Raw genomic sequence first — 25324 nt, forward strand, 5'->3', positions numbered from 1 at the left:
ATCCTAAAGGGGCAGTCCTACGCCCCTTGGGTCGTGTGCTGCCTCTTTTTTATTTATTTTTTGGAGGTAGTTATGTCACACAAAGCAGAAATGATTTTGGACCAAATCGATGTTGTCAAACTCGACATCAACCTTTGGACCAGTTCAAAAAAATTAAGACCCGAGGATCTCGTGTTAGCCGACGGTTCCAAACTTCCACCAGAAGATTTGGCTTACCTTGGCACCAAAAAAACCATTGATCCCGACAAACTTAAAGAATTCAACCGAATTAAGAAAGAAGCGGAGCGAATCTGTCTTCAATCGGGTACTCGTTTCCTCGGTGGCTTTGCCAATCCGCGGGATGAAATTCCTCGTATTACTCAAGAACTGGATGATTTGTCGAAGACTTTTTATGAAGCCAGAGACCAACTCCTAGCCACTTATCACGAGGACACAGAAGAATGGGTCGCTCGCCATGCTGAATTTGGTGACGCCATTCGACGTGCGATTGAGCCTGTTGAATCCGTAGCATCTAAGTTGCGGTTCGATTACGTTGTGTTTCGCGTCACCGTTCCTCAATCCGATGCGGTTTTACCTAATGCAACACCAGCTGCTGTCGATTCCCTGCAACGTCGTACCAATTCCATGAGCGATCAGTTGTTCCATGAAATTGCTCAGGAAGCCAGTCAGCTTATCGATCGATCTTTCGTCGGTAAGGATACTGTCACCGGGCGCTCTCTCAATGCTTTTCGGAGAATGCGGGACAAGCTGGACAGCCTTGGTTTTCTTGATCATCGGTGCATGCCGGTTGTCGATAAGATCGATGTTGTTTTGAATGCCTTGCCCAAACAAGGTCCTTATAACGGTGTTGCTTTCAACAGCCTTTTCACGCTTGGTTTGTTGTTGTCAGATCCTGACAAAATCAAACGTCACGGCAGTGGTTTGTTGCAAATGGAATCGATCTTGGTTTCAGATACCGTAGCTGCAGTTGAAACTGATGAGGAAGATTTCGATTCAGAAATGATCGACTCACCATCTGCTGTAACTACTGTAGATGAAGAAGCGACTGTTGCCGATACGTCTGCTGTCGATGCCGAAGACGATCATCTTCCTGGTTTTGACGACTTCCTTTCAAACTACAATCCAGTGCAGGATGTATTTGATGTTGCCCCCTCTGTTGATGCAGGTATCAGCCTCGATAATGTTGCTCAAGATGTTTTGAATCTGATTCCAGAATCAAACAGCTTCATGGCTTCTGTCAAAGAAACCGTACAAGTTGCCGCTGAAATTGCTTCAACGTCAATTCCTGTTCAATCTAAGGACGAAACTGAAACTCCAGTTGCTGAAGAAGTAGTTGAGGATTTCTGGTTCTAATTTTTCTACCCGGCGGGTGCAATTTCATCCCGCATGGGGTGTTTTGCCTCCGCCTCCATTTCTTTTTTGGAGGCTTTATGGCTACTAATAAAAATATTATCTCACTTAGTCCGGAAAAAGCTGTTTCCTATTGTGAGATCGTTCTTTCTGAGCTTGCGTTAAAAGCAAGCGATGAAAACACAATCATTTCGTCAACCTATATTCACTTCGGATTCTCTGGTGTTTCGATGCCAGTTATTCGATTTCGTGAGTTGGTTGATTTGGAAATTTTTCCTCCGCTGAGGCCGATTATCATAATTGATAGCCCATTTTCTTTCGAACAACTTGAGTTCATTGAAGGGCTATTTAAGAACAATCGTGATGCTAGTATGTTTCGCTTTGCCAAACTTCTTCATCATTACAGGCGGAAAATATCGAGATGTCTCAACTCAAAACGTCTTGATTCTGCCCAACAGAGATGGCTTAACGATCCTGAAAACGTAGACCGTGATGTTAAATTTAGTCCTCGCTGTATTGCCGAGGATCGTTTGCATAAATGGTCTCGAAAAGCTTCACATAAGTCGTTACCTGGTCTCTCTGACCAGTCTTATTCGGATTACCTGGAGAATGTTTTTTCTCGTCTAGCTTAATCCAATAACATTTAATCTTTATTTTTAACCCTTGAGGTAAACCATTGCCTCTTGGGCCCATGGTTTGCCTCTTTTTCGGAGAAAAACTATGAAAAAAGAATTATTCGAATCAAAATTGTCCAACGGCAATGCCATCAAATACGCCAGACTGCCTTCAGGCACCTGTTACCATCAGGAAACATCTGATCAAGTTATTCGTATTCTCGAATCTTGTATGAAATCCGGCGAAATCGTCCGTGTTTTCTATGGCGATACGAAAACGGGTCAATCCTGGCATGATGAGTTTGATATAGTCGGTCGAATTGGACGTTCAACTGGAATTATTAAAATTCCGTTGTTAGTGCCAAAAGGTGATTGTGGTGGTCCTGGTTTACTGGATCATTGCATTATCCGTATAGACTCACGCGAAGAAACGCTTTACCAGCACAAGAAATTTCGTGTTGGTGATATGACTCTGAGCAAAGGCGAGACCAAAGGTTATCCATGGGAGGTTTTCATCGATAACATTTTACACGCTCGATTTAAGAAAAATGTCGAAGCAATTAGATTTATGGACTTTATTCAAGGCAACCTGTTTGCTATCTGAGGTAGTTTATGAATCGGAACCAGATTGTGAAGCTCATTCGCAGTTGCCTTTCATCTTCCGGTTGGAATGATTTTGATCATCCTTCCGCGGCATTGTCATACAAGTTTTATGACACTGCTGTTGGGAAAAAAGAGGCGCAAGCCTATTTCTCTGGTGATCAATATAACTGGAGGTTGTCCGGTCTTTATGAAAGTCATGGACGCAATATTCTGGAAACGGAATCCGTCCTTATTCCTAAAGATTGTAGTTCTACAAGGCTACTCAATTTAACCGATCTGTTCATTCAAAGAGTCGAAATGGCTATAGCTAACAGCTACGCCGTTCGATTGCTTTAACTTTACTGACTTATTTTTTCAACCCTTGAGGTAAACCATTTGCCTCATGGGCTCATGGTTTGCCTCCTTTTTGGAGATATAAACCATGAAAAATCAAACCTTGAATAATGCCTTTCCCATAGTTGCAGCTGCATTGGGCAACAAGTTTGGCGTCAAAGTTTCGGTAGGTGGAGACGATGCCTATACAACCGGCGATCGCATTCACCTTCCGGCCCTAGATACTGATGATTCCAATATCAAAGATGTCGCTTGGGGCTATTTGGCACATGAAGCGGCGCACGTTCGTTTCACCGATTTTGGTGAATTTCGCAACGCCGCGACAAATCCTTTACGGAAAAGCATTGTCAATATCCTGGAAGATGTCCGCATTGAGAAGTCCATGCAGGAACCCTATCCAGGTACAAAAGGGACGACGGAAAAAGTCGTTGAATATTTGGTCCAAACCGGTAGTTTTGGTTTTGTCACAAAAGATCAAGATCCCCATCCGGCCAAAGTTCTATCGCAATTTCTGTTATTCCGTTTGAGATACGATGTTCTTGGCCAAAAAGCCTTGTCGTCGCTTGCAGATTCTGCCGAATCCCTACTGGAAGATACTTTTCCTGTGGGTGCTGTTACCCGCTTATTTGGTCTTTTATCTGATGTGCCTCATTTGAGTGAAACCCGTCATTGCGTTCGGCTTGCCGATCAAATATTGCGGATGATCCAAGAGGAACAGGAAAAAGCAAAAGAGCAAGCTAGGCAACAACAATCGTCAAACGGTAGCGCTGGTGGACAATCGGATTCGTCTGATGATGCCGACGCAGATGATCAAAGTGATGATTCGTCGTCTGGTGCAGATGATTCCCAATCGAATCAATCGACTCAACCTGATAATGCCAAATCACAAGCCAATCCGTCTGATACTGATGACTATCATGCTGATCAACAGTCTGGACAGGGTGCAACGTCATCCCATGTCGGTGGTAATGATCAATCTCAGGATGCCGACCAATTGGCGCAAATCTTGTCTTCGGTACTCTCTGCCGGCCAAGATGATCTACCTGATGATCTGTTTGAAGCAGCTCAAGCGCTGTTGGGTAACCAACCAAGAAATAGTTACGATTCAGAAATCCACTTGCCCCTGGCAATGGAACCGAATCGTAATCCTTCGATTGGTAACGCAATATTGAATCGAGCGCTTTCGGAATCCGGCAAAATCCGGGCTTCCTTACAAGGACTGATTCAATCCAGCCGTTATGAACGTCCTGTTAACAAGCGATCTGGTAATCGTATTGATGGCCGTAAATTGGTTCGCTTGTCTCAAGGTGATTCTCGCGTTTTCGAGCGTAGAGCTCACAAGCAGGCGCCAAATACGGCTTTACACTTGTTGGTCGATGCATCGGGCTCGATGAATAACCGCATCAACCAGACTTCTCCGATTACCCTGGCTCATGTTGCCATGGATTCGGCGGTTGCTTTGGCTTTGGCGCTGGAAGGTATTTCGGGTGTCAATCCAGCGGTCACACGCTTCCCTCATGGAAATACTGATAACGTCAATCCATTGTTAAAACACGGCCAAAAGGTTCGCCCTAATGCGTCGGCGTTTTCTGCAATTACCAATGGAGGAACGCCGCTTCATACCGCACTTTGGTATGCTGCTGCGAGCGTTATAGCAACCAAGGAAGAACGCAAGGTCATCATGGTTCTCACTGACGGTGAACCAGATGATTACGATGCTGCCGAATCAGTCATTCGCCGCTGCAAAGCGACCAACATTGAATTGGTTGGTGTTGGGATTGGTATCGATACCAGTCATTTGTTTGACTACTCGATCTGCATCAACAATGTCTCCGATCTGCGTTCTGAACTTTTTAGAATCAGTAAGGAATTGTTGTTGGCTGCTTAATTAACCCTTTGGCGATGCTCCGGAATCGCCATTTTTCACCCAGTCAGGGAGCCTTTCCCGCTGGGGATGCTCCTTGTCTTTTTTCTTTTGGAGATTACACAATGAGCAAAAGTAATAATCTGACCCAACAATTGGTTTCTGTGTTGCAAGAAATGGTTAATGACTATGGCTTTAATCGTTGCGACGACAAACGTTTAGAAACTATCGGCATGGCTAAAAAGCTACTTGATAATACACGACAATCGATGCCCGATTCTTCAGTTATTGAGCCTACTCTTACCGCCACTATTGCTGATTTAAAAGCGGAATTGGATCAAGTCAAAAATCGTAATAATCAACTGGAGACATATCTTGAGGAATCCAGTCAAACCATGTCTTCAATGCGCGAGCAAATCGAGCAAATGAGACCTATGTTTGATGACGAAGATGACGCGATCCAATCTGTTTGCGATTCTCACGATGAACTACTCTCAACAATCGCTGTTTTGGGAGGTGTCGCGTGATTTCGTCTTTTCGTGAAGCACTGGAACAAGTTCGAGCGGCTTTACCTGATTCATCTTTTGCTAAGCAAGAAGGGATTGATCCTGATTTGATTCATCGCATCAATGCGGCTTTAGGTTCTACCGATTTCAATTATGCTCAACTGAAACAGTTGTTGGTTGAATCTAGGACAGCACTGCCGACTGCTTGGCAAAATCATGGCGGTTGTTCTGATGATTTGCTCAATCTTATTGATTGTGTCATTGCTCAGTAACCTCTAACCCGACCAGGGACCATTCTCCGTTTCGGATTTTTGTCTCTGTTAGTATCCAGACGAAAGACGCGCTAATTCAGGCGTCTTTCAAAATTTACCAATTCGACGGTATAGCGGCATAATGCCCTTTGCCGTCTTTCCAGAGCGTTCTCTCGAAGAACGCTCTGGAAAGACGGATTTTTGCAGCCCTCTAAGAGGACTCAAAAGCAAGTGCCCATTCAGCACTCAAAATAAAGAACCTGTAAAGCGCCTTTGGCGTGATTTTTAACCCACTTGGGAAATCTCTATTCCCCGGTAGGGCCATGATGATTTCTCGCAATTTTTCAGGAGGTTGTCATGTGCCAATTCTATTTCGAAATTTCGCTCACCAATAGCGGTGACAAAATTGATTTAGGCCTTGTTCTCGACAAGAACGAGTCCAACTCCTTGGCCAAGGTATTTTCCATTTCGGATGACTCTACGACGTACATCAATACCAATGACCATAACATTTGCCGCATCCTTATAACTTCATTGAAGGAATACGCGCAAACACGTCGATTTTTCAAAGTTGAAGACTTCCTTCGGGATTGTCTTTTCAGTTTGAAGAACTGCAAAACATCAGGATTAAGCTATTCGCTCAAACTGATCTAAATCATCCTTTTTTTAACCCAACTGGGAACAAAATATTTCCCACTGGGATTGTTTTGTTTCTAGTGATTTTTCTATTTGGAGACAAAACATGAAACAAGTTGCTATGAAAGTTAATCAATCCAACTTGGTCAAAAGCTTGAAATTCAGCTTTACCAACAAGACCACGGTTTTGGGAGAGCTGATGCAAAACGCTCGTCGTGCCGGCGCAACTTCGGTTAATTTCGAATTTGCACCCGAAACCAAGATTCTTCGCGTGACAGACAACGGTTGTGGAATCGATTCTATCGAGACCTTGTTGACTGTTGCTGAATCCGGTTGGGATGCCGATGTCGTCGCGCAAGAACATCCATTTGGTATTGGATTCTTATCTGCTTTATTTGCTTGTCACCACATGACCGTTGTGAGCAAAAGCGGACGAATTTCGGTAAATACCGATGATGTTCTGTCATTTAAGCCAGTCAATATTACGCCTGTCCCAGAATGGGACAACATAACAAGCATTACCATGGTTGGCGTTGACCTTGAATTGGGCCGTATCGAACATGAACTAAAACGTCTTGTTTCGGCATTTCCAATTCCAGTTCTGTTCAATGGCACCGAACTTGATCGTCCTCATGCGATAGATTCAGGTCTTGAATTTGTGAATACTAAGGTTGGCTTGGTTTCTCTTGCCGGCTTTGATAAGCCGACTTTGAACAACTATGCCTATGTGATGTATTTACAGGGCTTACCTATCTATAAATCCTGTATCTATGCCTCATACGGCTCAGCGGGTTACCACGTTATTCATCTCGACTCATCAAAGTTTTTCGGCCGGTTACCTGACCGCAACGAATTGGTTGATAAAGATGACGTGGTAAATTTGGTAAAGGCTGCTTTAAAAGGCGAAATCGAGAAACGCTTGCTCGACATGAAGTCCAGTATGTCTTCCGAGGCATTTGTGGCTTATTACGACATGATCAGTGACTGGAGTTTATTGCCTATTCTCAACGATGTGCCAGTAATTCCCGTTCAAGCGTTAACCGAATATTCAAGCTATCCAAATTGCTCTGAAGAGAGCTTTGGAAAATTTGAAACTCGACCTGTAAAACCTGTTCATCAAGATGAGGTAATGACTGGTCAAATCCAGCTAGCTACTTTCGATGAATATATTCAAGATGAAGGATCTGCTCTTTCGATGTATGTATTTAGAAATGGATTCTACGTCTATCCTGCAGGTTCTAAAAATCTGGATGAAGGCCATTGGCTGCACAATCATCTCCGCGATCTCAACAAAGAACCCGTTCGTATTGAACTGATCAATAAAACCCATGAAGCCTATTTTGATGGCCAGTGGATTTCTCTTGATGCTGTTTTTTGTCAGTCCTATCGGATTTGGGTTAGCGACGATTCTGTCGAAATTGGCGATGACTCTATGTTTGATGGATCCAAAGCCATTGTTCCCGAAAAGGATACCTCTGGCTCGGTTGTTACGCAGGCATCATCGTTCAGGGATGAATACGACTTTCAACAGTCGGCTTACGATCAAGATGAATATGATTTTTCGCAATTCGTTATCGCAAATATCTCATCAGATCCAACTCATGCCTTGAAACAGTTGTTACCTAGTTTTGGCGCCTGTCCTTCAGTATTTGGCAAATCATTCGTCATTACGCTTGATGAAAATGGCCGTGTTGCTTCGGTAACTTCAGCCTGATTCATTTTTCTAACCCGGCCGGGAACTCATTCCCGTTCGCGGATTGTGTTTCCTGGCTTCATTCTAAGAGGAAACACACCATGTCTATTGGACAACCTTATCAAAACTCTAACGGCGATATCCTATGTGATGCTAAAGGCATTTTGGGTGATTATGTCATCCGCAAAACGGTTGACCACACCTGGATTGCCATTCGATTGTTCGGCGAAGTCGGAAGCATTGCTGCAAAAGCATTAACACCGGAAGCCGCTTTTGAACAAGCTGAAAATCATTATTCAGCCAAGAACCAAAAGCGCCTGAAAATGATGCTTGAGATTGAAGGTGTCGAGATCTTTGGTTTGGAATTGGCTATGAATGAAGCTCTCAAGCAGGTTTCCGAGGGGTATACATCTGGTTTTGATCGTAATGACACCGGTAGGTATCAGTTCTCGATCACCACTATCAATTAAGTGGCGCCGGTATGCGTGAAGTCGATGAAGTCACTTCAGATGATTTGGATGCAGCTGCCGAATATTTCGGCCAATTAACTTCCGGATTATTGCCACAGCAAGGAGGCTTGCAGAATTGCTCAAGAGCAATTTGGAGTATCGATTCAAGGCACGAATCATTTAGACCGTATTTTGATGACGTATGCCGCTACTTTAGCCTCGCTCGAAAACTGTGTATCTGGTTGCCTGAAAAAAGCAGGCTACCAACCTTTAGCCTGTTAAGTTAGGTATTTTTTTAACCCATCTGGGAGAAACCGATCTCCCTTATGGCGTATGGTTTCTCTCGGGTGGTTTTCTTTTCCATCCCGCCTGCCGGGACTTCCTCGATTCTCTCCCTGGCTGGTGGGTATCTAGGAAGTCTCGGCGGTCGGGACATCACTAGGAGAAAACCATGTTTGCTGTAAAAGTTAAAGTTGGAACCAATGTACGTCTTGTATGTGAAGACGCGCTCCGTGATGTCACCAAAAACTCTTTGGGTCAAGTTGTCGATCTCAAAAAGGTTGGTCGTTATCGGAGCGATTTATACGTCACCATTCGTTGGGACAATGGATGCGAATCTTTTTTGAATGCGCTGTTTTTCGTCAAGACTGTTGCCATTGTTGATGAGGTATTTGTATGAACGCTTCTGCCATTGAGTCGAACGTTGTAAGAGATGCGGCTCGCGGCTCCTGGTTGTCCGTCTTGGATGATTTGGCGCCGGAAATCAATAAGGCAATCGAGAAACCAGGACACAGGCATATTGCTTGCCCTGTCCATGGTGGAAAAGATGGATTCCGTCTGTTCCGTGATGCCAATTTATCAGGTGGTGGCTGCTGCAATACTTGTGGACCAAAACCCGATGGATTTTCGTTGCTGATGTGGTTGCGTGGCTGGACCTTTCCTGAAGCGCTTTCTGCGGTTGCAGAGGTGCTTGGTGTGTCTAAAGGTTTCCAGGCTTCAAAGCGAATCGTTCAGAAAAAAACTCACATTGAACAATCGAAATCGTCAGTCAATGACGACAAGATCAAGTCGCTGCTGAGAACTGTTTGGCAAGAGTCAAAATCGATCCGTCATCCCGATGCCGACCCTGTAAGGCTTTACTTACAATCGCGCGGTTTGGATGGTTGGCTTCAAAATTGGTCAAGCCTTCGCTTCCATCCGAAGATGCAGTATCGAAACGAGGATAATCAGGTGATTGGTTATTTTCCTGCCATGCTGGCTTTGGTTGAAAATGGTAATCAGCCTATTACGATCCATCGCACGTTTTTGACGGATGATGGTCGCAAAGCACCGGTTGATTCTCCCAAGAAGTTGATGCCGGTACCTGCGGATCGATTGATTGTGGGATCAGGTATTCGTCTTGGAAATACTGGTCGTGTTCTGTCTGTTACCGAAGGCATCGAAACAGCCTTGGCTGTTATCGAGGCTACCGGAATGGTGACATGGCCATTGATCAGTGCCACGTTGATGAGTCACTTTGTCATTCCGCAAGGAGTGGAAAAGCTCATCATTTGGTCTGATCTGGATCGATCGCTTGCAGGAAGTTTCGCGGCTCAAAAACTTGCAGAACGTGCTCAAACGCAAGGTATTCAAGTTGAAATCCGTGAGCCGTCAGGACCTTTGCTTGCCGATGCCAAAAGCATCGATTGGCTTGATGTCCTCAATCAATGTGGGCCGAATGCATTTGTCTTTCGGTCTGTAGATTAATCAGGAGGTTGCTATGTGTCAGTATGTTTTCGACGCCAGTCGAATTGATACATCTCCGGGCAATCCTCTGTCTCCTTTTTCACCTCCCCATGGATGGGATGGTGAAAAGGAGCGTTATCGTGACTGGCTCCTCCGCGAATTTCGTGTCAATCCGAACTTTCGGCAAAGACTTGGAATTGCTGTGCGTGCCAGTAGCATGAATAAAGAGCTCCATGTTTTCGGCTGCTTCAGAACGGAGCTGCTTGAGATCATAGAAACTTTCGGAAAAAAGGGGCGTTAATTGCAATGTTGACGCCAATTCCAATCAAAAACCGAACCCTACTTTTTCAATTCAGCGTTCGGTTTTTTTCTGCCAACTAAGCAATCTCGCCTTTCCGCCGACGATTACCGTTAGCTGTTCTAATCTGATCATTTTGGGTTCGCAGTGTCTCGCAGACGCTTTCACCCAGTCATCTTTTGTGACCCGGGTGACCATTCAAGCCCCCATCCTCGTAACTACTTCACAAGCTCAAACATTCGCAATCAGCAAAACCACTACCTCTCTGGAAGCAAATTAAAAGACACACCTATTTCATGGCCTTTTGAAGTTATCAAGCAGCTTTAATTTTGTGTTAATGATCAGAAATTCTGGACGGATCATCCTAATGCGCATCTTTACTTTTTTAACGTTATTTTCATTTTTCATGACCGCATGGGGGGCACAGCCAGCTCCGTCTCAGGTAACAGGCGTAACGGCAACTCAAGGAACATTATTACAACGCGTAACGATTTCATGGTCATCAGCGCCACGGGCTAGTGCGTATGATGTCTATCGATCCGCGACAGCCGGCACCAAAGGTTTCGTCCTCGCTTCAAATTTAACGGTTCTCACTTTTGACGATCCTACTACAAATGCTACCCATTACTTCTACACAGTTGTAGCCAAGAATGCATCTGGTAATTCACCAGATTCTGTTCAGGTTGAAGGATGGGGAAATATAGTACCTCCCGTGGACACATTGGCAGCCACTCAAGGGACAGTTATTAATGCTGTTCATTTGACATGGAACCCAATCGCAAATGCAATAAGCTATAACATTTACCGAGCAACCAGCTCTGGTGGAATATTAAGTGGTCTTGGCACATCTACAACACCTTCTTATAACGATGCATCGTCCGGATTTGGGACCGCTTATTATTACAAAGCGACGGCAATTGTCGGTGGAGTTGAAGGGCCGCTGAGTAATGAGGCTATAGGTTGGGGTCAGCAACCCGCGCCAGCGCAAGTGTCTGGAGTTACTGCCTCTCAAGGTATCTACTATGAGAAGGTAAGCGTTTCATGGCCCGCTTCTAGCGGAGCATTTGCTTACGACCTGTATCGTTCGACAATCTCTGGCGTAAAAGGCACTGCAATTGCAACTGATTTGCCAGGACTAAATTACGATGACACATCGGCAACAGGCGGCACCAACTATTTCTATACAGTTGTTGCAAAGAATGCAACGGGGAATTCACCAGATTCCACCCAAGCCGAAGGATGGATGAAAGTTCCAGGGGTTATCAGCACACTCTTGGCGACTAAAGGTACGGTAATCAATGCTGTTGATCTGACCTGGTTACCGGTTACTGATGCTACATTCTACAAAATTTACCGCGCCCCCAGTTCAGGCGGTACATTATCTCTTTTAGGCAGTTCGACAACGCCAACTTTCACTGACGCTACTTCAGGTTTTAGCACCGCTTACTATTACAAAGTGACCGCCGTCGTTGGGATGATTGAAGGATCACAAAGTAACGAAGCAGCTGGATGGGGAAAGCAACCAGTTCCTGATCAAGTTACTAGTGTTTCCGCTTCTCAAGGACTCTATTATGACAAGGTGCGTATTGTTTGGCCGGTTGCTGCTAATGCTAGTTCTTACGACATTTTTCGTTCAACAAGTACAGGTGTCAAAGGTTCATTGATCGCATCCACCCAGTTGACTCTCAGTTATGACGATACTGGGGCGACTGGTGGCAGTCACTTCTTTTATACAGTGGTGGCAAAAAATGCCGCTGGTAATGCAGCAGATTCCAGTCAATCAGAGGGCTGGGGCAAAATACCAGCTACGATAGATGGGCTATCGGCGACTCAAGGTACGATCATTGATGCTGTTACGTTGTCATGGACAGCAGTTCCGGATGTAACGGGTTATAACATTTACCGCTCCAGTGTTTCAGGTGGTTCCTTTACTTTAATAGGCAATTCTTCCGTCCCCGGTTTTACAGACTCAACTACTGGTTTCGGGAGTGCTTTGTACTACAAAATCAGTACGATGGTAGGCGCTGAGGAAGGACCGATAAGTGCCGAAGTTTCAGGATGGGGAAAGCAGCCAATTCCTGATCAAGTAACAGGCGTTTCAGCTTCCCAGGGAGCATATTACGACAAAATCTTAGTCTCCTGGTCTTCGTCTGCCAATGCTGTCACTTATGATCTCTACCGGTCATCAAATTCAGGGGTCAGAGGGACAATCATTGCTTCTGATTTAGCCCTTCCTAACTACGATGATACAACTGCAACTGGCGGTGGTCATTACTTCTATACGATAGTTGCCAAGAACGGCACCGGCAGCGCTTCTGATTCCGCCCAAGCCGAAGGTTGGGGCAAGTTGCCGGCGGCAGTCAATACGCTTTCCGCTACACAAGGAACATTGAATGCCAAGGTTAAATTAACTTGGGTCAGCCTTCCTGACGCAACCGGGTATGAGATTTATCGAGCAACCATTTCCGGAGGCGCCGGCACGCTAATAGGAACTGTCGGTACGACTACTTCCTACGATGATAATAATGCGCTCCCTGGCAGTGCCTATTACTACACCATCAAGGCAAAAGTGAGTGCGCTTGTTGGGCCGGTAGGAAATGAAACTGCTGGATGGTCAAAACAACCAGCACCGGTTACAACATTAACAGCAAGTCTTGGGACCGTCACTGGTGCAATATCATTAAATTGGACAGCAGATCCAGAAGCTTCGAGCTACGAAGTTTGGAGAAGTGTCGCAAGCGGTGGTTCTGCAACTCTAATAGGAAATCCAACATCCTCAGATTTTGTTGACTCAACAACCCAGGGTGTTGCTTATTACTACTACACCGTTAAAACAAGGGTGGGAGGATCTGTTGGACCGGTAGGGAATGAAGCAAAAGGATTCGCCAATGCCGCTACGACATCGGCATCAGTCACTCTATCCACAACATCCTATGTTCCCAGCGCGGAAACATCGCCCATCGTCGTTGACCCTAATATTGATGCTGGACAAGGCGAAAATCTTTCGTTCGCGATTACTGAACAAACCACTTCCGGAATGGTAAGTATTAATAATGGGAAGTTTAAATATACGCCTCCTGCCGATGGCTCATTTTCAGGTCCATTGTCGTTTAAGTTCGTTGTTACTGATCGTGGCGGTCAAACATTTACTGGAAATGGTTCTGTAAATGTTTCGTGTACAGCACCTTCTATTTCAGCACTTTCACCAACGACACCTGTTCTGATTGCAACGGAATTTTCCTCTTCAATAACCTACTCAATACCGGCATGTTCGAAAACAAAGCAGATTGATATCAATATCCTTGATAACAATAATGTTTCCGTGTCGTCAGCAGTTTTACAAAATATAACCAGCGGCATAGGTAATGTTGCCTTATTCAATACCAAGGGCTTATCTAAGTCAGGTACTTTTTCCGTTAAAGCTCATATATCAACCGATATCGGTGAAGATGTAAAATCTGCTCAACTGGTTGTGAAACCCGTTAATTTGCCGATCATGGGTATCTTGCCGTCAACCTCGGTAATTGATGGCCAAGATACTATTGACGTTACCTTGCAGAACCCATCAGTTGTTAATTGTCAATTTACAAGTGATAAGGCAACTGCTCTGGTGGATGCTTCTAAGTGCTTGGTTGAATTATCTACGCCACCTGCTGGATTAACGCTGGATAATTCAGGCGCTTTACCTTCGCTTCACGGCATTATTCAAAATTCAGGTCAATATACTATTGATGCCACGGTTAGTAAGTTCAACGGCCAATATTTATTTGTCGTCGGAAAGGTGTCAAAAACTATAACCGCTTCTTGTCCACAGCCAACAATTAATTCGTTTTCAACGACATCGAACTTACTGCCATATATTAAACCTACCTATAAATTTAATTATGACGCGCTGGCTTGTAATGGTGCTTTATCAGCTAATTTTGTTATTACAGCCAATAAGGATGGAAGTACCGTTGAATCGCGCCCAATCACTCTCACAGATTTTGGTAGTGATCTCGAATATTCATTGATTGGTCAAGGATTGTCAGAAGGGGGTTATACCGCCAACTTATCAATTCAAGGCGCAGAAGGAACAGCATCGAAGACATTTGCTTTCAATGTCAAACAGACACCATTGCCTTCTATTTCAATTTCACCTTCTCTTATTGACCAAGGAGAGACAAAAATTTCAATTGGGGTTGTTCCTTCTCAGGACAAGAGTTGCCCGCTTACCTCGACACAAAGCGATGCGGAAAACGATCCGAGAAAATGTTTTGTTTACTTCAACTACTCGGTCCCAGGACTTCAGACGGTTATCGATGGCAATGGACTGCCTTCAATAACTGGATACACTTCGCAATCTGGAAATTTTGGTATTGACCTAAATGTGTCACGTTGGGTTGATGGTCAACGATACGATTCAAAGCCTGTAACAAAAACGCTTGTAGTTAGAGGTTATAGCATTCCAGTCTTTGCATTTTCTGGCGCCACAGAAATGTTTACTGGTGTTTCCAAGTCTGATTTAGAGCTTAAACAGACTTACGGTACCAATTGTTATTTGTTTTTGAACTATGACGATGCATTGAAAAATGCTATTGCTGGCAAGAAATCATGTTTAGCAACATTCTCGCTTCCTCCTGAATTAAAGCCAACCGTTAATTTAAACTCCATTCAACTGAATGGGGCTTTTGCGACAGTTGGCGATAAATCAATTTCTTATTCAGTAAACAGAATATATGCGGATGGAATGTCCCTTCAATTAGGAAGTGGTTCTTATACCGTTCAGGTTACAGAACCACCCGCTCCTGGAATGGCATTTTCCGGAGGCGCCAAAATTGCTGAGGACAAATATTTCCTTCAGTCCGGTTCTGCCTTCACACGACTAACCGTATCCACAAACCCAATCCTTTCAGCCAAGGTAAAAATTACTTCCGACGATGGCGTTCAACCCATCACAAGAAATAACGTAACTAATGGCAGCTCTTTTTGGCTAGCAACAGAAAATCTACCTTTGCTTCAGGAACGCGATGTCAAGGTTCGTGTGGCATGGATGGATTACCCATCTATCTTCAGTGAAAAATTGTTAAAAGTTGTTGGCGGACCACAAGGAACGCCAAAACTTATCGTCGAAGTTCCGCAGACGGCCAATAGCACTGATGAGTTAGTAGCTAAGGTAAAAATCGGGCAATACACCGCTGCCGGATTTATTTATGACAAAACAATGTTGGGTGATTGGAAAGGGCAATTGTTCGTTGAAACGAATAATTCAGCTAGATCACCTGTATCCGATGTCGTCGATTTAGTGAATGGCGAGGCCGAGTTCAAAATAAATCCAGCTAATAAGCTGTTTATGAAAATATCGGCGTCAGCCGATATTGTCTCGTCAATCGATGGATTGCGTTACCCAATTCAGTCATCAACCAAATATGTTGGCATAGTCAATACTGCGCCTTTGGTCGGAACCATTATCGCGAAACAACTCGAAGCGCCCGCTCCGAAGGTGTTTACGCTCGACCTTGATATGACCGTCGATAACAAGGTCGCATTAAAAGAAACCCACTGGGAAGAAAGTCTCGATAACGGGGCAACATGGCAGGAAATTGAAGCGTTGAGCCCTGTTAGAGTCAGTATCGGAATGCGAACACCCGGCCGCAAATTGATTCGGGTAAAAATGGTCAGTGAAACTGGCATCGAAAGTTATACCACGCCTGTAGAGGTGTGGGCATACTCAAAGCTCGACGTAAACATTATTGGCCCAAGTCATGTTGCACCTGGTTACCCAGTAACCATCAGCGCAGAGCTCTATCGCGATGGAAAAGCAACAGCTGACGCAGCTTATGACTGGATGGTTGAGTATCACGATCGAACCGAGACAGCTTCGGGTGCAACCGTAACCATTAATGACAGCACAGAAAATAAAATCTTCATTTCTTTAAGGGCCAGGCCGTCTGATACCAGCGCGAATGATAAATACGCATGGACTATAGATCGCCATGTCATAACCACCAAGATTCCTTCATATCCTTCTGTTTCGGCCGCGGGTTCTCGTGATGTCGAAGTTGGAAAAACCTATCACTATGTTGGTACAACGCGTCCCTCCTGGGGCACTGTGCCCAGTGTTCACACGATTGGGTCTGAATGGGAGTTGCCTGATGGTCGCATAGTTGCCGGAAGTGAAATTGATTGGTCTCCTTCACAATCAGATTTGGTCGATCCTAAGCCTTTGAAATTTAGAGCCTGGGTTAATGAGTTCAAGGAATCCACTACCAAGGAAACTACCGTTTCCTATGTGCCTTGGAAATATGTTTGGCCTAATTTCTCGATTGCGCTCAAGCAATTAACTGTTCAAGCCCCCGCGGATTTGTTCTTCATCGTAAGTCACGATCGTCCTGATATGAATAGGCGATTTGAAGATCTGAAATATGAATGGACTTTCCCTGCCAATGTAAATGCCCGTCAAAACGAAGCATTCCCAAACCGTGCCGCTGGACAGGCAGTATACGCGGGCGAATATGGCATCACGGTCAAAATTAGCGATTCCCGAGGAAACCAAACCCTTTTGACCCAACATGTCGTTGCAGATGCGGCCATTCCTTATGCACCGACGATTAAGGTTGGAAAATCCAATTACTTTGATCGTGTTCCAATGACTGTGACCGTTCGCCCGACCATTTACGGCGGACATCCGCTTGATTCAGTAGTTGGTCAAATATGGAAAGTCGATGGCTTGCAGATTGATGATTACACCAACCGAAGCTTTATGGTTTCCACCATTACCGAGCCAGGCGATCACATCATCAGTTACACGCTGAATAGCAAGATGGGTGAGACCGCTACTGTGAGCCAGTCGCTACATTTAGTCGCCAACCAAAAGCCAACCTGCCTATTAACCTCCATTCCGAATGCCTATGTGGTTTATGCAGAGGCCAAGTGCACGGATGCGGATGGAAAGGTGGTCGGCTATGCCTGGCAGGTCAATGACCAACCAATCGGTGCGACATCCTACCGAATTAGCTTTGGCAAAACCGGTACGCCTCAATCAGCCAAGGCAACTATCACCGCCATTGATGATGCTAAAGACTCATCAGACCCTGTATCCATCACTATCAACTACTAATTTCTCACCAAAGGTTTATCGGTCATGTCATCAATCAGAAAAGTCCTTTCTGCTTTACTGCTGCTGTTTGCAACACTGTATGCGGGAAATGCAAAGGCCCTTATTAACTCCACTGCGACTGATGGAACCCAAATTAACAAGGTTATTCATTCGTTTGTTTCAGGAGGTAGTTGTAGCTATGTGAGTTACAACCATTATGAGTTGCATTATAGGAAGCTCCCTTCAGCCTCTACGTGGACGCTTTATTTCTCTAGATATGTTCCCGGTGGATATTACTACCTGTATGCGGAAGATACCGGTGGAACCCCTGGTCAAAGTTACGACTACTACATGGAAGTTGCAAGTCCATCACTCTATTTATGGTGCAATGGCTATACAGACCGTGGTTGGGCCAACAATCCCCCAACTGCATTAAGTGCCTCAATGCCGGGTTCTACTATTGGCGGTGGCACAGTATGTACTACGATAAGTGTCTCTGATCCAAACCAGTACCAACCAAACACTACTGTACCTGAAGTTCTTACTTACTTTTTGGTTTCTCAACCGGCCGTGGGTAGTGCTTACGTATCCGGCAATCAGGTTTGTTACACGCCTCCCGCTTCGGGACCAACACAAAATTACAGTTTTACGATTCGCGTTACAGACAAGGCAGGCAGTGTTCTGGATGGTACGGCTTCGGGTACGGTAACTAACCCCGTCCCACCTCCATCTCAAATATCGAATTTGAGTGCAACGGATGGAACGGTAACAAATGCGGTTAATCTTACTTGGTCTGCATCAACGTCGACCGATAGCTACGATATTTATCGCTCGACTGCATCAGGGACACTGGGTTCTCTGATTGCCAATACAACAACACCGGGTTATTCGGATACACAGTATGTTGCCACCGTTTATTACTACAAGGTAATTCCAAAAAATATAAACGGTCCTGGGCCTAATAGTAATCAAGACCCTGGGCATGCGAATCTTGCGCCTACGTCTTCATCAGCAACGATCAATGCTGCTGTTGGTGGCAGTCAGCAATGTGTAACTCCTTCGGTTACAGATGCCAATATGTCACAGGGGGATACGTTTACATTCACGATTCTTAGTCAGCCAACAATTGGTACTGCCGCTAGCGTTTCAAATAAGGTGTGTTACACCCCTGTGGCAACTGGAACGGGTGGCAGTTATTCCTTTATGTATCGAGTTACAGACATGGCTGGCGCAACTTTTACTGGTTCGGCAACTGTTAATGTGCTTGGTCAACCCCAAAACGTAACAGCGACACAGGGTACTTTGTATGGAAAATCAACGGTTAGCTGGTCAGCCGTTGCGTCTGCTACCAGCTATGACATTTACCGGTTTACATCGGCAGGAACTAGGGGCAGTATCATTAGCGCCGGCTTTATTGGAACAGCATATGATGACACGACAGTATCTGGATCAACCCATTATTTTTATACGGTTGTTGCAAAGAATGCTTCGTTCACGTCTCCTGACTCCGCTCAGGCCGAGGGTTGGGGAAAAGTTCCAACCAACATTACCGACTTAACAGCCACAAAAGGGATTTTGCAGAGTAAGGTCGGTTTGAGTTGGTCTAAAAACCCAGATGCCACAGGCTATCAAATTTGGCGAGCAACAACATCAGGCGGTGTTGCCACTCAAATCGGCACGGTCGGCGCCATGGCTGTTGGTTATTACGAAGACACGACGACTGTTGGAATGACGCGCTATTACTACACTGTTAAAGCCGTAGTTGGAACCACGGTTTCAGCTCCAAGTAATGAAGCGATGGGTTATGCGATCGTCCCAGTCTCACCAGTAACCGGTGTGACAGCGACACAAGGGACTCTCTACGGAAAATCTACAGTCAGCTGGAAAGCCGATTCCGCTGCGGCAAGTTACGACATTTACCGTTCTACAATTGTCGGTACCAAAGGCACACTTCTTGTCACCGTTGGGACGAATACCTACGACGATACGTCTGTATCCGGATCAACACATTATTTTTATACTGCCGTTGCTAAAAACCTGATCAGTACGGCCCCTGATTCCGCCCAAGCCGAAGGATGGGGTAAAGTTCCAACAACAATTACCGATTTGACGGCAACTCAAGGTACGCTTCAATCAAAAGTTGGGTTGACTTGGACTAAAAACGTCGATGCCACGGGCTATGAAATATGGCGAGCAACGTCTTCCGGTGGAACGGCAACACTAATCACTACTACCGGCGCTCTAGCAACTGGCTATTATGAAGATACGACGACTGTTGGCATGACCCAGTATTTCTACACGGTTAAGACTGTTGTTGGGACTGTCAAATCACTATCCAGTAATGAAGTCATGGGTTTTGCGGTAATTCCGGTTTCTAAAATTACCGGAGTAACAGCTACTCAAGGTACTCAGTACGGCAAATCGACTATCACCTGGAATGCTGATTCTGCCGCATCAACCTATGACATTTATAGGTCTACAACTGTCGGAACCAAAGGGACACTCATCGGTTCTTCCTCGTCGCCGACTTATGATGACACTACAGTTTCAGGCATTACTCATTATTTGTATACGGTAGTAGGCAAAAACCTCCTGGGTGTCTCGCCTGACTCAGATCAGGCCGAAGGCTGGGGTAAAGTTCCTGGTGTCGTTTCGGACTTAGTGGCAACTCAGGGGACGGTTACCGATTTAGTTAGATTGAATTGGTCTGCCGTGACCGATGCGACATCCTATGAAGTTTGGCGCTCGACAACGTCAACAGGTGCTGCTACTAAAATAGGCACTGTCTCCGCGCCTTCCATCACCTATGATGACAACAGCGTAGCCGGTGTTTCCGTTTATTACTACACCGTAAGAACCGCTGTTGGTTCTCTAGTCGGCGCTGACAGCAACCAAGCATCAGGCTATGCCAATCGAGCGGCTACAGCGACGTCACTGATATTGACTTCGCCAACCTCGACTACTGCAAGTTCGGCTCAAGTGCCCGCAGTAACAGATCCCAATAAAGAGGCGGGGCAGGATGATAATTTCACCTTTGCTGTTCTGACGCAGCCTAGTAATGGGGTAGTGTCATTGAATGGTGACAAATTTACCTATACCCCGCCAAGTGATGGTGCAACATCAGGTCACTTTACGTTTACTTATAGTGTCAGTGATAAAGTCGGTGCAATGCTTAACGGGACTGGTGATATTTATGTCTACTGCAAAAATTACATCAACGGTGTCAGTCTTGCCAGTAGCTATCTAGAGCAAACACCCATAAATGTCACTATCGACTACAGTGTTCCGCAATGTGCTACGGGCGTTGCTGCCAACCTCGATGTAAAAGATGGGAACGGCACCCAAGTTTTCTTGATTGATAATCTTTTCTTGCCTGGAATTGGGAGTAACCTCATCAAGACGTTTACGATCAATCCTTTGCCTATTTCGGTTGGAGGCCCCTACATCTTTAACCTGAATATGGTTAATGATGTGATTACCTATGCAGATGGTGATTCATGGCAGCAAAGTTTTTCTGTCGATCCAGTGGCTTTGCCGATCTTAACTATTACGCCTAGCCTAAATATTACGGTAGGCCAGGATACTCAGGTTAAGGCTTCGCTTTCTAATCCTCCAGCGGCTAATTGTCCATTCACGACCGATCTTGCTGCAGCCCTAGCCGATCCAAGTTTGTGTTATGTCAAGTTCACGAGCATTCCTCCTGGAATGACCGAGAATAATTCCGGTTCCTTACCTTATTTGACGGGCATTATCACCGACGGTGGAAGTTTTCCTGTCACTGCGGAAATCCAAAAATCGAATGGAGCACAAATGCTCAAAATGGGCGAGGTCACTCAAACCATTGAAGTTGCCTGTGTCCCAGCTGTTATCGCTTCCCTAAATGTCCCAAGTGTCTTGTCATATGAGGACATAACCTTTGACACAACCTATAAGGGTTATGGTTGTAATGCGCCAATGACTGGTTCCCTGGTCATAAAAAAAGGGACATCAGTTGTTGATACAAAAGATCTCGGTTCGCTTGATCCAGGCCTAGATTTGCCGATATCTTTGACCGCAAATGGTTTGCCTGGAGGTTATTACACTGCTGAACTCAGCATTACAGGAAGCAGCGGCACGAAAATTCAAGCCAAATCATTTTTGGTCAAAGAACCGCCCATGCCTAATTTGATGGTTTCCCCAACTTCTGTATTCCAATCTGAAGGTCGTGTCGATGCATCATTACAACCATCAGCAGATACGGCTTGTCCACTTACTGTTATACAAGCAGAAGCAGAGGTAAACCAGAGAAAATGCTATGTGATTATGACCACGACTCTATCGGATATGGTGCCGGGGATAGACACCAACGAATTGCCAACGTTATCCGGTCACCCTGGTACTCCAGGTGATTTTGAGGTCAAGGTCATAATATCGCGTTGGATAAAAGGGACTCGTTACGATTCGGAGACTTTGGTTAAAACCGTCCATGTTGATCCCTTAATCCAACCGACATTCAAATTTACTGGCGATGCCGACATTTATGTTGGCGTTGAAAAGCTAAGCCTCGTTTTTATCCAAGACTCGGGGACTACATGTACCTTGTATTCTGATGTATCAGTTGCACAAGCTGAAGCGGCAAAAAGTAAAAGGACTTGTATCGCTGAGTTCCAGGATGACTTCGGATTAATGAAATCTTTGGCATTCAATCAGTACAAAATTACCGGCACGATTGGGACAACTGGTACTCAGACAATTTTATACGTTGTCAGTCGTGTTTTCGCCGACGGCCTGAAGTCTGCTATTGCGGCCGGCGAACAGCTAATCACAGTCAATGACATTCCTCCGCCTATCATCAAACTAAAGGGTGGATATCCGATTAGCGACGGCAAGTATTACGTTCCGTTAAATCAGCCGATTACTAGAACCACAATTTCTGCCGGTGTGCCGACAAACGCCAAAATGAAGCTCACGGTCACTGATGCGCAACAAGGCTTTGTTCGTAACGATATTGTTAGCGATAGCTCATATTGGATCTATACGCCAAACCTTGGCCTACTGGAACAAAGGCCTGTTACGCTTCGGGTTGCCTGGCAAGATTATCCGTCGGTTTACACCGAAAAAGTGATCACCGCGGTTGGTGGCGCCGAGAGCAATATGAAGTTAACCCTGGATGCGCCTAAAGTTACTCCGGATACCGAGAACATCACAGTGCGCGTCAATGTCGGTAAATACATCAATAACGTGATGAGTTATTCCGCTGCTACGATGGGTCAGTGGCGTGCCCAAATTGTTGCTCAGACTAATACGCAAAGCGTAAAGGTTCCTGTTACAGAAATGCAGGACTTAACAGATGGGGTGGCGGAGTTTCAAATCAATCCTGCCGGCAACCTGTTCATGAAGCTGACAGCCGTGGCCGAATTAGTGACTAATGTAGATGGGCTGAATACTACATTAAGCTCACCAACTCGCTACATTGAAGTTGTTAAGGGTTCGCCCATCGAAGGCCAAGTTACGAGCAAGTCGCTGGATGGCCCAGCCCCCAAAACGTTTACCTTGAACCTTGTCATGACGCAGGACAATCGCGTTGCTTTGAAGGAGATCGCCTGGGAAGAAAGTGAAGACGATGGATTGACTTGGACAGCGATCGAAAAGTCCAATACGACTCGTAGAATAGTGTCCATGCAGTCGCCTGGCAAACGTCAGGTTCGCGCCAAGATGATCAACAAGAACACGCTGGTGGAAAGCTATACCACGCCTGTCGAGGTTTGGGCTTATTCGAGACTGGAGTCAGCGATAACAGGGCCTCGACACGTATCGCCAGGCTATACCGCATTGCTGACAGCTGAACTATTTAGAGATGGACAGCTTACAAATGACACTGTCAATGAATGGATCATTGAAGCGCCAAGCGGCAAAACCACAGCCGATGGTTCATCTGTTGCTATTACCGAAGAGCTGGAAGGCAAGGTAAATATAACCTTGAGGTCTAGACCTTCAGATACGCGTGCGGATGACAAGTATGCTTGGTCCGTAGCACGGCATTACTTGGTAGTTAAAACCCCTGATGCACCCGCAGTATTGTTAAAAGGTCCTCGTGATGTCGAAGTTGGAAAAACCTACCAATACGAAGGCATTGTAAAACCCTCCTGGGGGGCGATGGAAAGTGTTCACGCCATTAAGTCAGAATGGCAATTACCCAATGGCAATACCGTGCCAGGGGATAATTTAAGTTGGTCTCCTTCACAATCAGATTTGGTCGATCCAAAGCCCCTCTTATTCAGAGCTTGGGTTGATGGGTTTAAGGACACGACGACCAAGGAAACCGCTCTCAACTACGTACCTTGGGAATACTTATGGCCAAATTTCTCGATTGCGCTCAAACAGCAAACGATACAGGCCCCATCAGATATCAATCTGATCGTTACACATGATCGTCCTGATATGGGGCGTCGTTTTGAAGGTCTAATTTATGAGTGGTCTTTCCCGCAAAATGTAGATGGACGCCAAAACGATGCGTTCCCAAATCGAGCCGCTGGACAGGTAATCTTCGCCGGCGAATATGATGTGTCAGTAATGATTCGCGATACTCGTGGACATCGAACAATATTGACCCAGCATGTCATTGCAGAGCCCGCAGTTCCTTATGCGCCAACGATTAAGATTGGGAAATCGAACATCTATGAACGTGCCCCAATGACTGTGACTGTTCGCCCGACCATTTACGGTGGACACCCGTTGGATTCGGTAGTAAATCAGATATGGAAGATCGATGGTACAACGATCGACGAATACACCAATCGAAGCTATATGGTCTCCACCATTACCGAGCCAGGTGATCACACCATCAGTTACACGTTGAATAGCAAGATGGGTGAAACGGCTACCGTAACGGAGCAGTTGCAACTTGTGCCAAACCAGCCACCTTCCTGCCTATTAACCGCCATTCCAAATGCCTATGTGGTTTATGCCGAGGCCAAGTGTACAGATTCGGATGGAAAGATTGTTGGCTATGCCTGGCAGGTCAATGACCAGCCAATCGGTGCGACATCCTACCGAATTAGCTTTGGCAAAAGCAGTACGCCTCAATCTGCGAATGTCACTATCACTGCTCTTGATGATGCCAAGGTAGAGTCAACCCCAGTTTCAATTGTCGTTAATTATTAAGGGGATGTTGATGAGCAAAAACTTGTCCTTCGTGATTCTATTCTCAACAGTTTTATCATTGGCTCCTGCTTGTGTTGTTTATGCGGGCTCATCGAAATTGATTATTCATGAAACCAAGCAAGACAGCAGTTCGAGCAATAGTTGGGGCCAGGACAGCCAAAATCAAAAGCTGAACGAAACTGGAAATCAATTTGATCCACCGGGCAACAATGCTCAAGGAGAAATAGAGCAGGCCGCCGAAAGTTTTGATGCCTTTGCTTTACTGATGCCAAAGGTAATTAAAGCAAGATTCCAGGCGTTCATGACACACGGATTTAAGGCTGTACTTTTGCCAAATAACGAAACAGAACCCAATGAAACTCGGATGATTGATGCGCTAATTAGAGGCCTGCAGGCATTGGGCAATTCATTGGCTCAGGACATGCCCCCAAAATCTCAGCCGCTAGATGAGCAGCATTCTGCTGAAAAACAGATTCGAGCAAGACATTAATAATAGAGGTCCCCTGAATACAATCCAGTTGCGAAGGATAGCTTTAAAACAATATATTTGAAGTCAAAAAGCCGATGTGGTAGTGTAAACTGTATAGTTTTCCACGGTAAGACCCTTTGTGCTGATTCGGTTGCGCTCTCCCAAAAACCGCCCTTATTTGATCTCACTCATCTTCGTATTGATGGTGAGCTGGCTTTCCATGCTGATCTCGAATACCTGCATGATGCCGGAACCGGTCTTCAAAAGTTCAGTCACTACTATGCCTGCGGGATGCGGGGAAATGGACTTATC

Annotated in this window: 16 protein-coding genes; all 16 read left to right on the forward strand. The window is 45.4% G+C overall.

Annotated features, from left to right (window positions below):
* Positions 1-72: 72 nt before the first annotated feature.
* A complete protein-coding gene (locus A3OW_RS24495) occupies positions 73-1353 on the forward strand; it encodes a DUF3150 domain-containing protein (RefSeq protein ID WP_020563030.1) in 1281 nt (426 codons plus the stop codon).
* Between the two features lie 77 nt (positions 1354-1430).
* Positions 1431-1982 carry a hypothetical protein gene (locus A3OW_RS27725; protein ID WP_157385840.1) on the forward strand — a complete coding sequence of 184 codons (552 nt, stop codon included), beginning with the start codon at positions 1431-1433 and terminating at the stop codon, positions 1980-1982.
* A gap of 88 nt (positions 1983-2070) precedes the next feature.
* Positions 2071-2568 (forward strand): hypothetical protein, encoded by a 498-nt coding sequence (locus A3OW_RS0108625; protein WP_020563032.1) that lies wholly within the window; start codon positions 2071-2073, stop codon positions 2566-2568.
* Positions 2569-2594: 26 nt separating this feature from the next.
* A complete protein-coding gene (locus A3OW_RS27730; RefSeq protein ID WP_157385841.1) occupies positions 2595-2903 on the forward strand; it encodes a hypothetical protein in 309 nt (102 codons plus the stop codon).
* A gap of 85 nt (positions 2904-2988) precedes the next feature.
* Positions 2989-4788 (forward strand): VWA domain-containing protein, encoded by a 1800-nt coding sequence (locus A3OW_RS0108630; RefSeq protein ID WP_020563033.1) that lies wholly within the window; start codon positions 2989-2991, stop codon positions 4786-4788.
* Positions 4789-4889: 101 nt separating this feature from the next.
* Positions 4890-5291, forward strand: a complete 402-nt coding sequence (locus tag A3OW_RS0108635; protein ID WP_157385842.1) for a hypothetical protein — start codon at positions 4890-4892, stop codon at positions 5289-5291.
* Entirely contained in the window at positions 5288-5542 is a 255-nt protein-coding gene (locus A3OW_RS27735; RefSeq protein ID WP_157385843.1) for a hypothetical protein, read from the forward strand. Before A3OW_RS0108635 ends, A3OW_RS27735 begins: the two co-directional genes overlap by 4 nt.
* A 721-nt stretch (positions 5543-6263) precedes the next feature.
* A complete protein-coding gene (locus A3OW_RS27740) occupies positions 6264-7871 on the forward strand; it encodes an ATP-binding protein (RefSeq protein ID WP_020563036.1) in 1608 nt (535 codons plus the stop codon).
* Positions 7872-7951: 80 nt separating this feature from the next.
* The gene (locus A3OW_RS0108650) at positions 7952-8320 is read left to right on the forward strand and encodes a hypothetical protein (RefSeq protein WP_020563037.1); all 369 of its coding nucleotides are present in this window, start codon (positions 7952-7954) and stop codon (positions 8318-8320) included.
* A gap of 11 nt (positions 8321-8331) precedes the next feature.
* Complete coding sequence (locus tag A3OW_RS27745) at positions 8332-8586, forward strand: hypothetical protein (RefSeq protein ID WP_157385844.1); 255 nt, start codon at positions 8332-8334, stop codon at positions 8584-8586.
* A 164-nt stretch (positions 8587-8750) separates the two neighbouring features.
* Positions 8751-8978: a hypothetical protein gene (locus A3OW_RS0108655; protein WP_020563038.1), complete on the forward strand. Its 228-nt coding sequence runs from the start codon at positions 8751-8753 to the stop codon at positions 8976-8978.
* The gene (locus tag A3OW_RS24500; protein ID WP_020563039.1) at positions 8975-10045 is read left to right on the forward strand and encodes a DUF7146 domain-containing protein; all 1071 of its coding nucleotides are present in this window, start codon (positions 8975-8977) and stop codon (positions 10043-10045) included. Before A3OW_RS0108655 ends, A3OW_RS24500 begins: the two co-directional genes overlap by 4 nt.
* Before the next feature lie 13 nt (positions 10046-10058).
* Positions 10059-10325: a hypothetical protein gene (locus A3OW_RS27750; protein WP_157385845.1), complete on the forward strand. Its 267-nt coding sequence runs from the start codon at positions 10059-10061 to the stop codon at positions 10323-10325.
* Between the two features lie 364 nt (positions 10326-10689).
* The gene (locus A3OW_RS27755; protein WP_157385846.1) at positions 10690-17421 is read left to right on the forward strand and encodes a hypothetical protein; all 6732 of its coding nucleotides are present in this window, start codon (positions 10690-10692) and stop codon (positions 17419-17421) included.
* A 24-nt stretch (positions 17422-17445) separates the two neighbouring features.
* The gene (locus A3OW_RS0108690; protein WP_157385847.1) at positions 17446-24543 is read left to right on the forward strand and encodes an Ig-like domain-containing protein; all 7098 of its coding nucleotides are present in this window, start codon (positions 17446-17448) and stop codon (positions 24541-24543) included.
* A gap of 10 nt (positions 24544-24553) precedes the next feature.
* Positions 24554-25033, forward strand: coding sequence for a hypothetical protein (locus tag A3OW_RS0108695; RefSeq protein WP_020563046.1), 480 nt, complete (start codon positions 24554-24556; stop codon positions 25031-25033).
* The last annotated feature ends 291 nt before the right edge of the window (positions 25034-25324 follow it).

Origin of the sequence: Methylosarcina fibrata AML-C10 (assembly GCF_000372865.1) — a bacterium.
Taxonomy (GTDB): Bacteria; Pseudomonadota; Gammaproteobacteria; order Methylococcales; family Methylomonadaceae; genus Methylosarcina; species Methylosarcina fibrata.

Excerpts from the sequence above, each read along its gene's own strand:
- A3OW_RS24495 (WP_020563030.1), top strand. The coding sequence starts at position 73 with ATGTCACACAAAGCAGAAATGATTTTGGACCAAATCGATGTTGTCAAA.
- A3OW_RS27725 (WP_157385840.1), top strand. The coding sequence starts at position 1,431 with ATGGCTACTAATAAAAATATTATCTCACTTAGTCCGGAAAAAGCTGTT.
- A3OW_RS0108625 (WP_020563032.1), top strand. The coding sequence starts at position 2,071 with ATGAAAAAAGAATTATTCGAATCAAAATTGTCCAACGGCAATGCCATC.
- A3OW_RS0108630 (WP_020563033.1), top strand. The coding sequence starts at position 2,989 with ATGAAAAATCAAACCTTGAATAATGCCTTTCCCATAGTTGCAGCTGCA.
- A3OW_RS0108635 (WP_157385842.1), top strand. The coding sequence starts at position 4,890 with ATGAGCAAAAGTAATAATCTGACCCAACAATTGGTTTCTGTGTTGCAA.
- A3OW_RS27740 (WP_020563036.1), top strand. The coding sequence starts at position 6,264 with ATGAAACAAGTTGCTATGAAAGTTAATCAATCCAACTTGGTCAAAAGC.
- A3OW_RS0108650 (WP_020563037.1), top strand. The coding sequence starts at position 7,952 with ATGTCTATTGGACAACCTTATCAAAACTCTAACGGCGATATCCTATGT.
- A3OW_RS27745 (WP_157385844.1), top strand. The coding sequence starts at position 8,332 with ATGCGTGAAGTCGATGAAGTCACTTCAGATGATTTGGATGCAGCTGCC.
- A3OW_RS0108655 (WP_020563038.1), top strand. The coding sequence starts at position 8,751 with ATGTTTGCTGTAAAAGTTAAAGTTGGAACCAATGTACGTCTTGTATGT.
- A3OW_RS24500 (WP_020563039.1), top strand. The coding sequence starts at position 8,975 with ATGAACGCTTCTGCCATTGAGTCGAACGTTGTAAGAGATGCGGCTCGC.
- A3OW_RS27750 (WP_157385845.1), top strand. The coding sequence starts at position 10,059 with ATGTGTCAGTATGTTTTCGACGCCAGTCGAATTGATACATCTCCGGGC.
- A3OW_RS27755 (WP_157385846.1), top strand. The coding sequence starts at position 10,690 with ATGCGCATCTTTACTTTTTTAACGTTATTTTCATTTTTCATGACCGCA.
- A3OW_RS0108690 (WP_157385847.1), top strand. The coding sequence starts at position 17,446 with ATGTCATCAATCAGAAAAGTCCTTTCTGCTTTACTGCTGCTGTTTGCA.
- A3OW_RS0108695 (WP_020563046.1), top strand. The coding sequence starts at position 24,554 with ATGAGCAAAAACTTGTCCTTCGTGATTCTATTCTCAACAGTTTTATCA.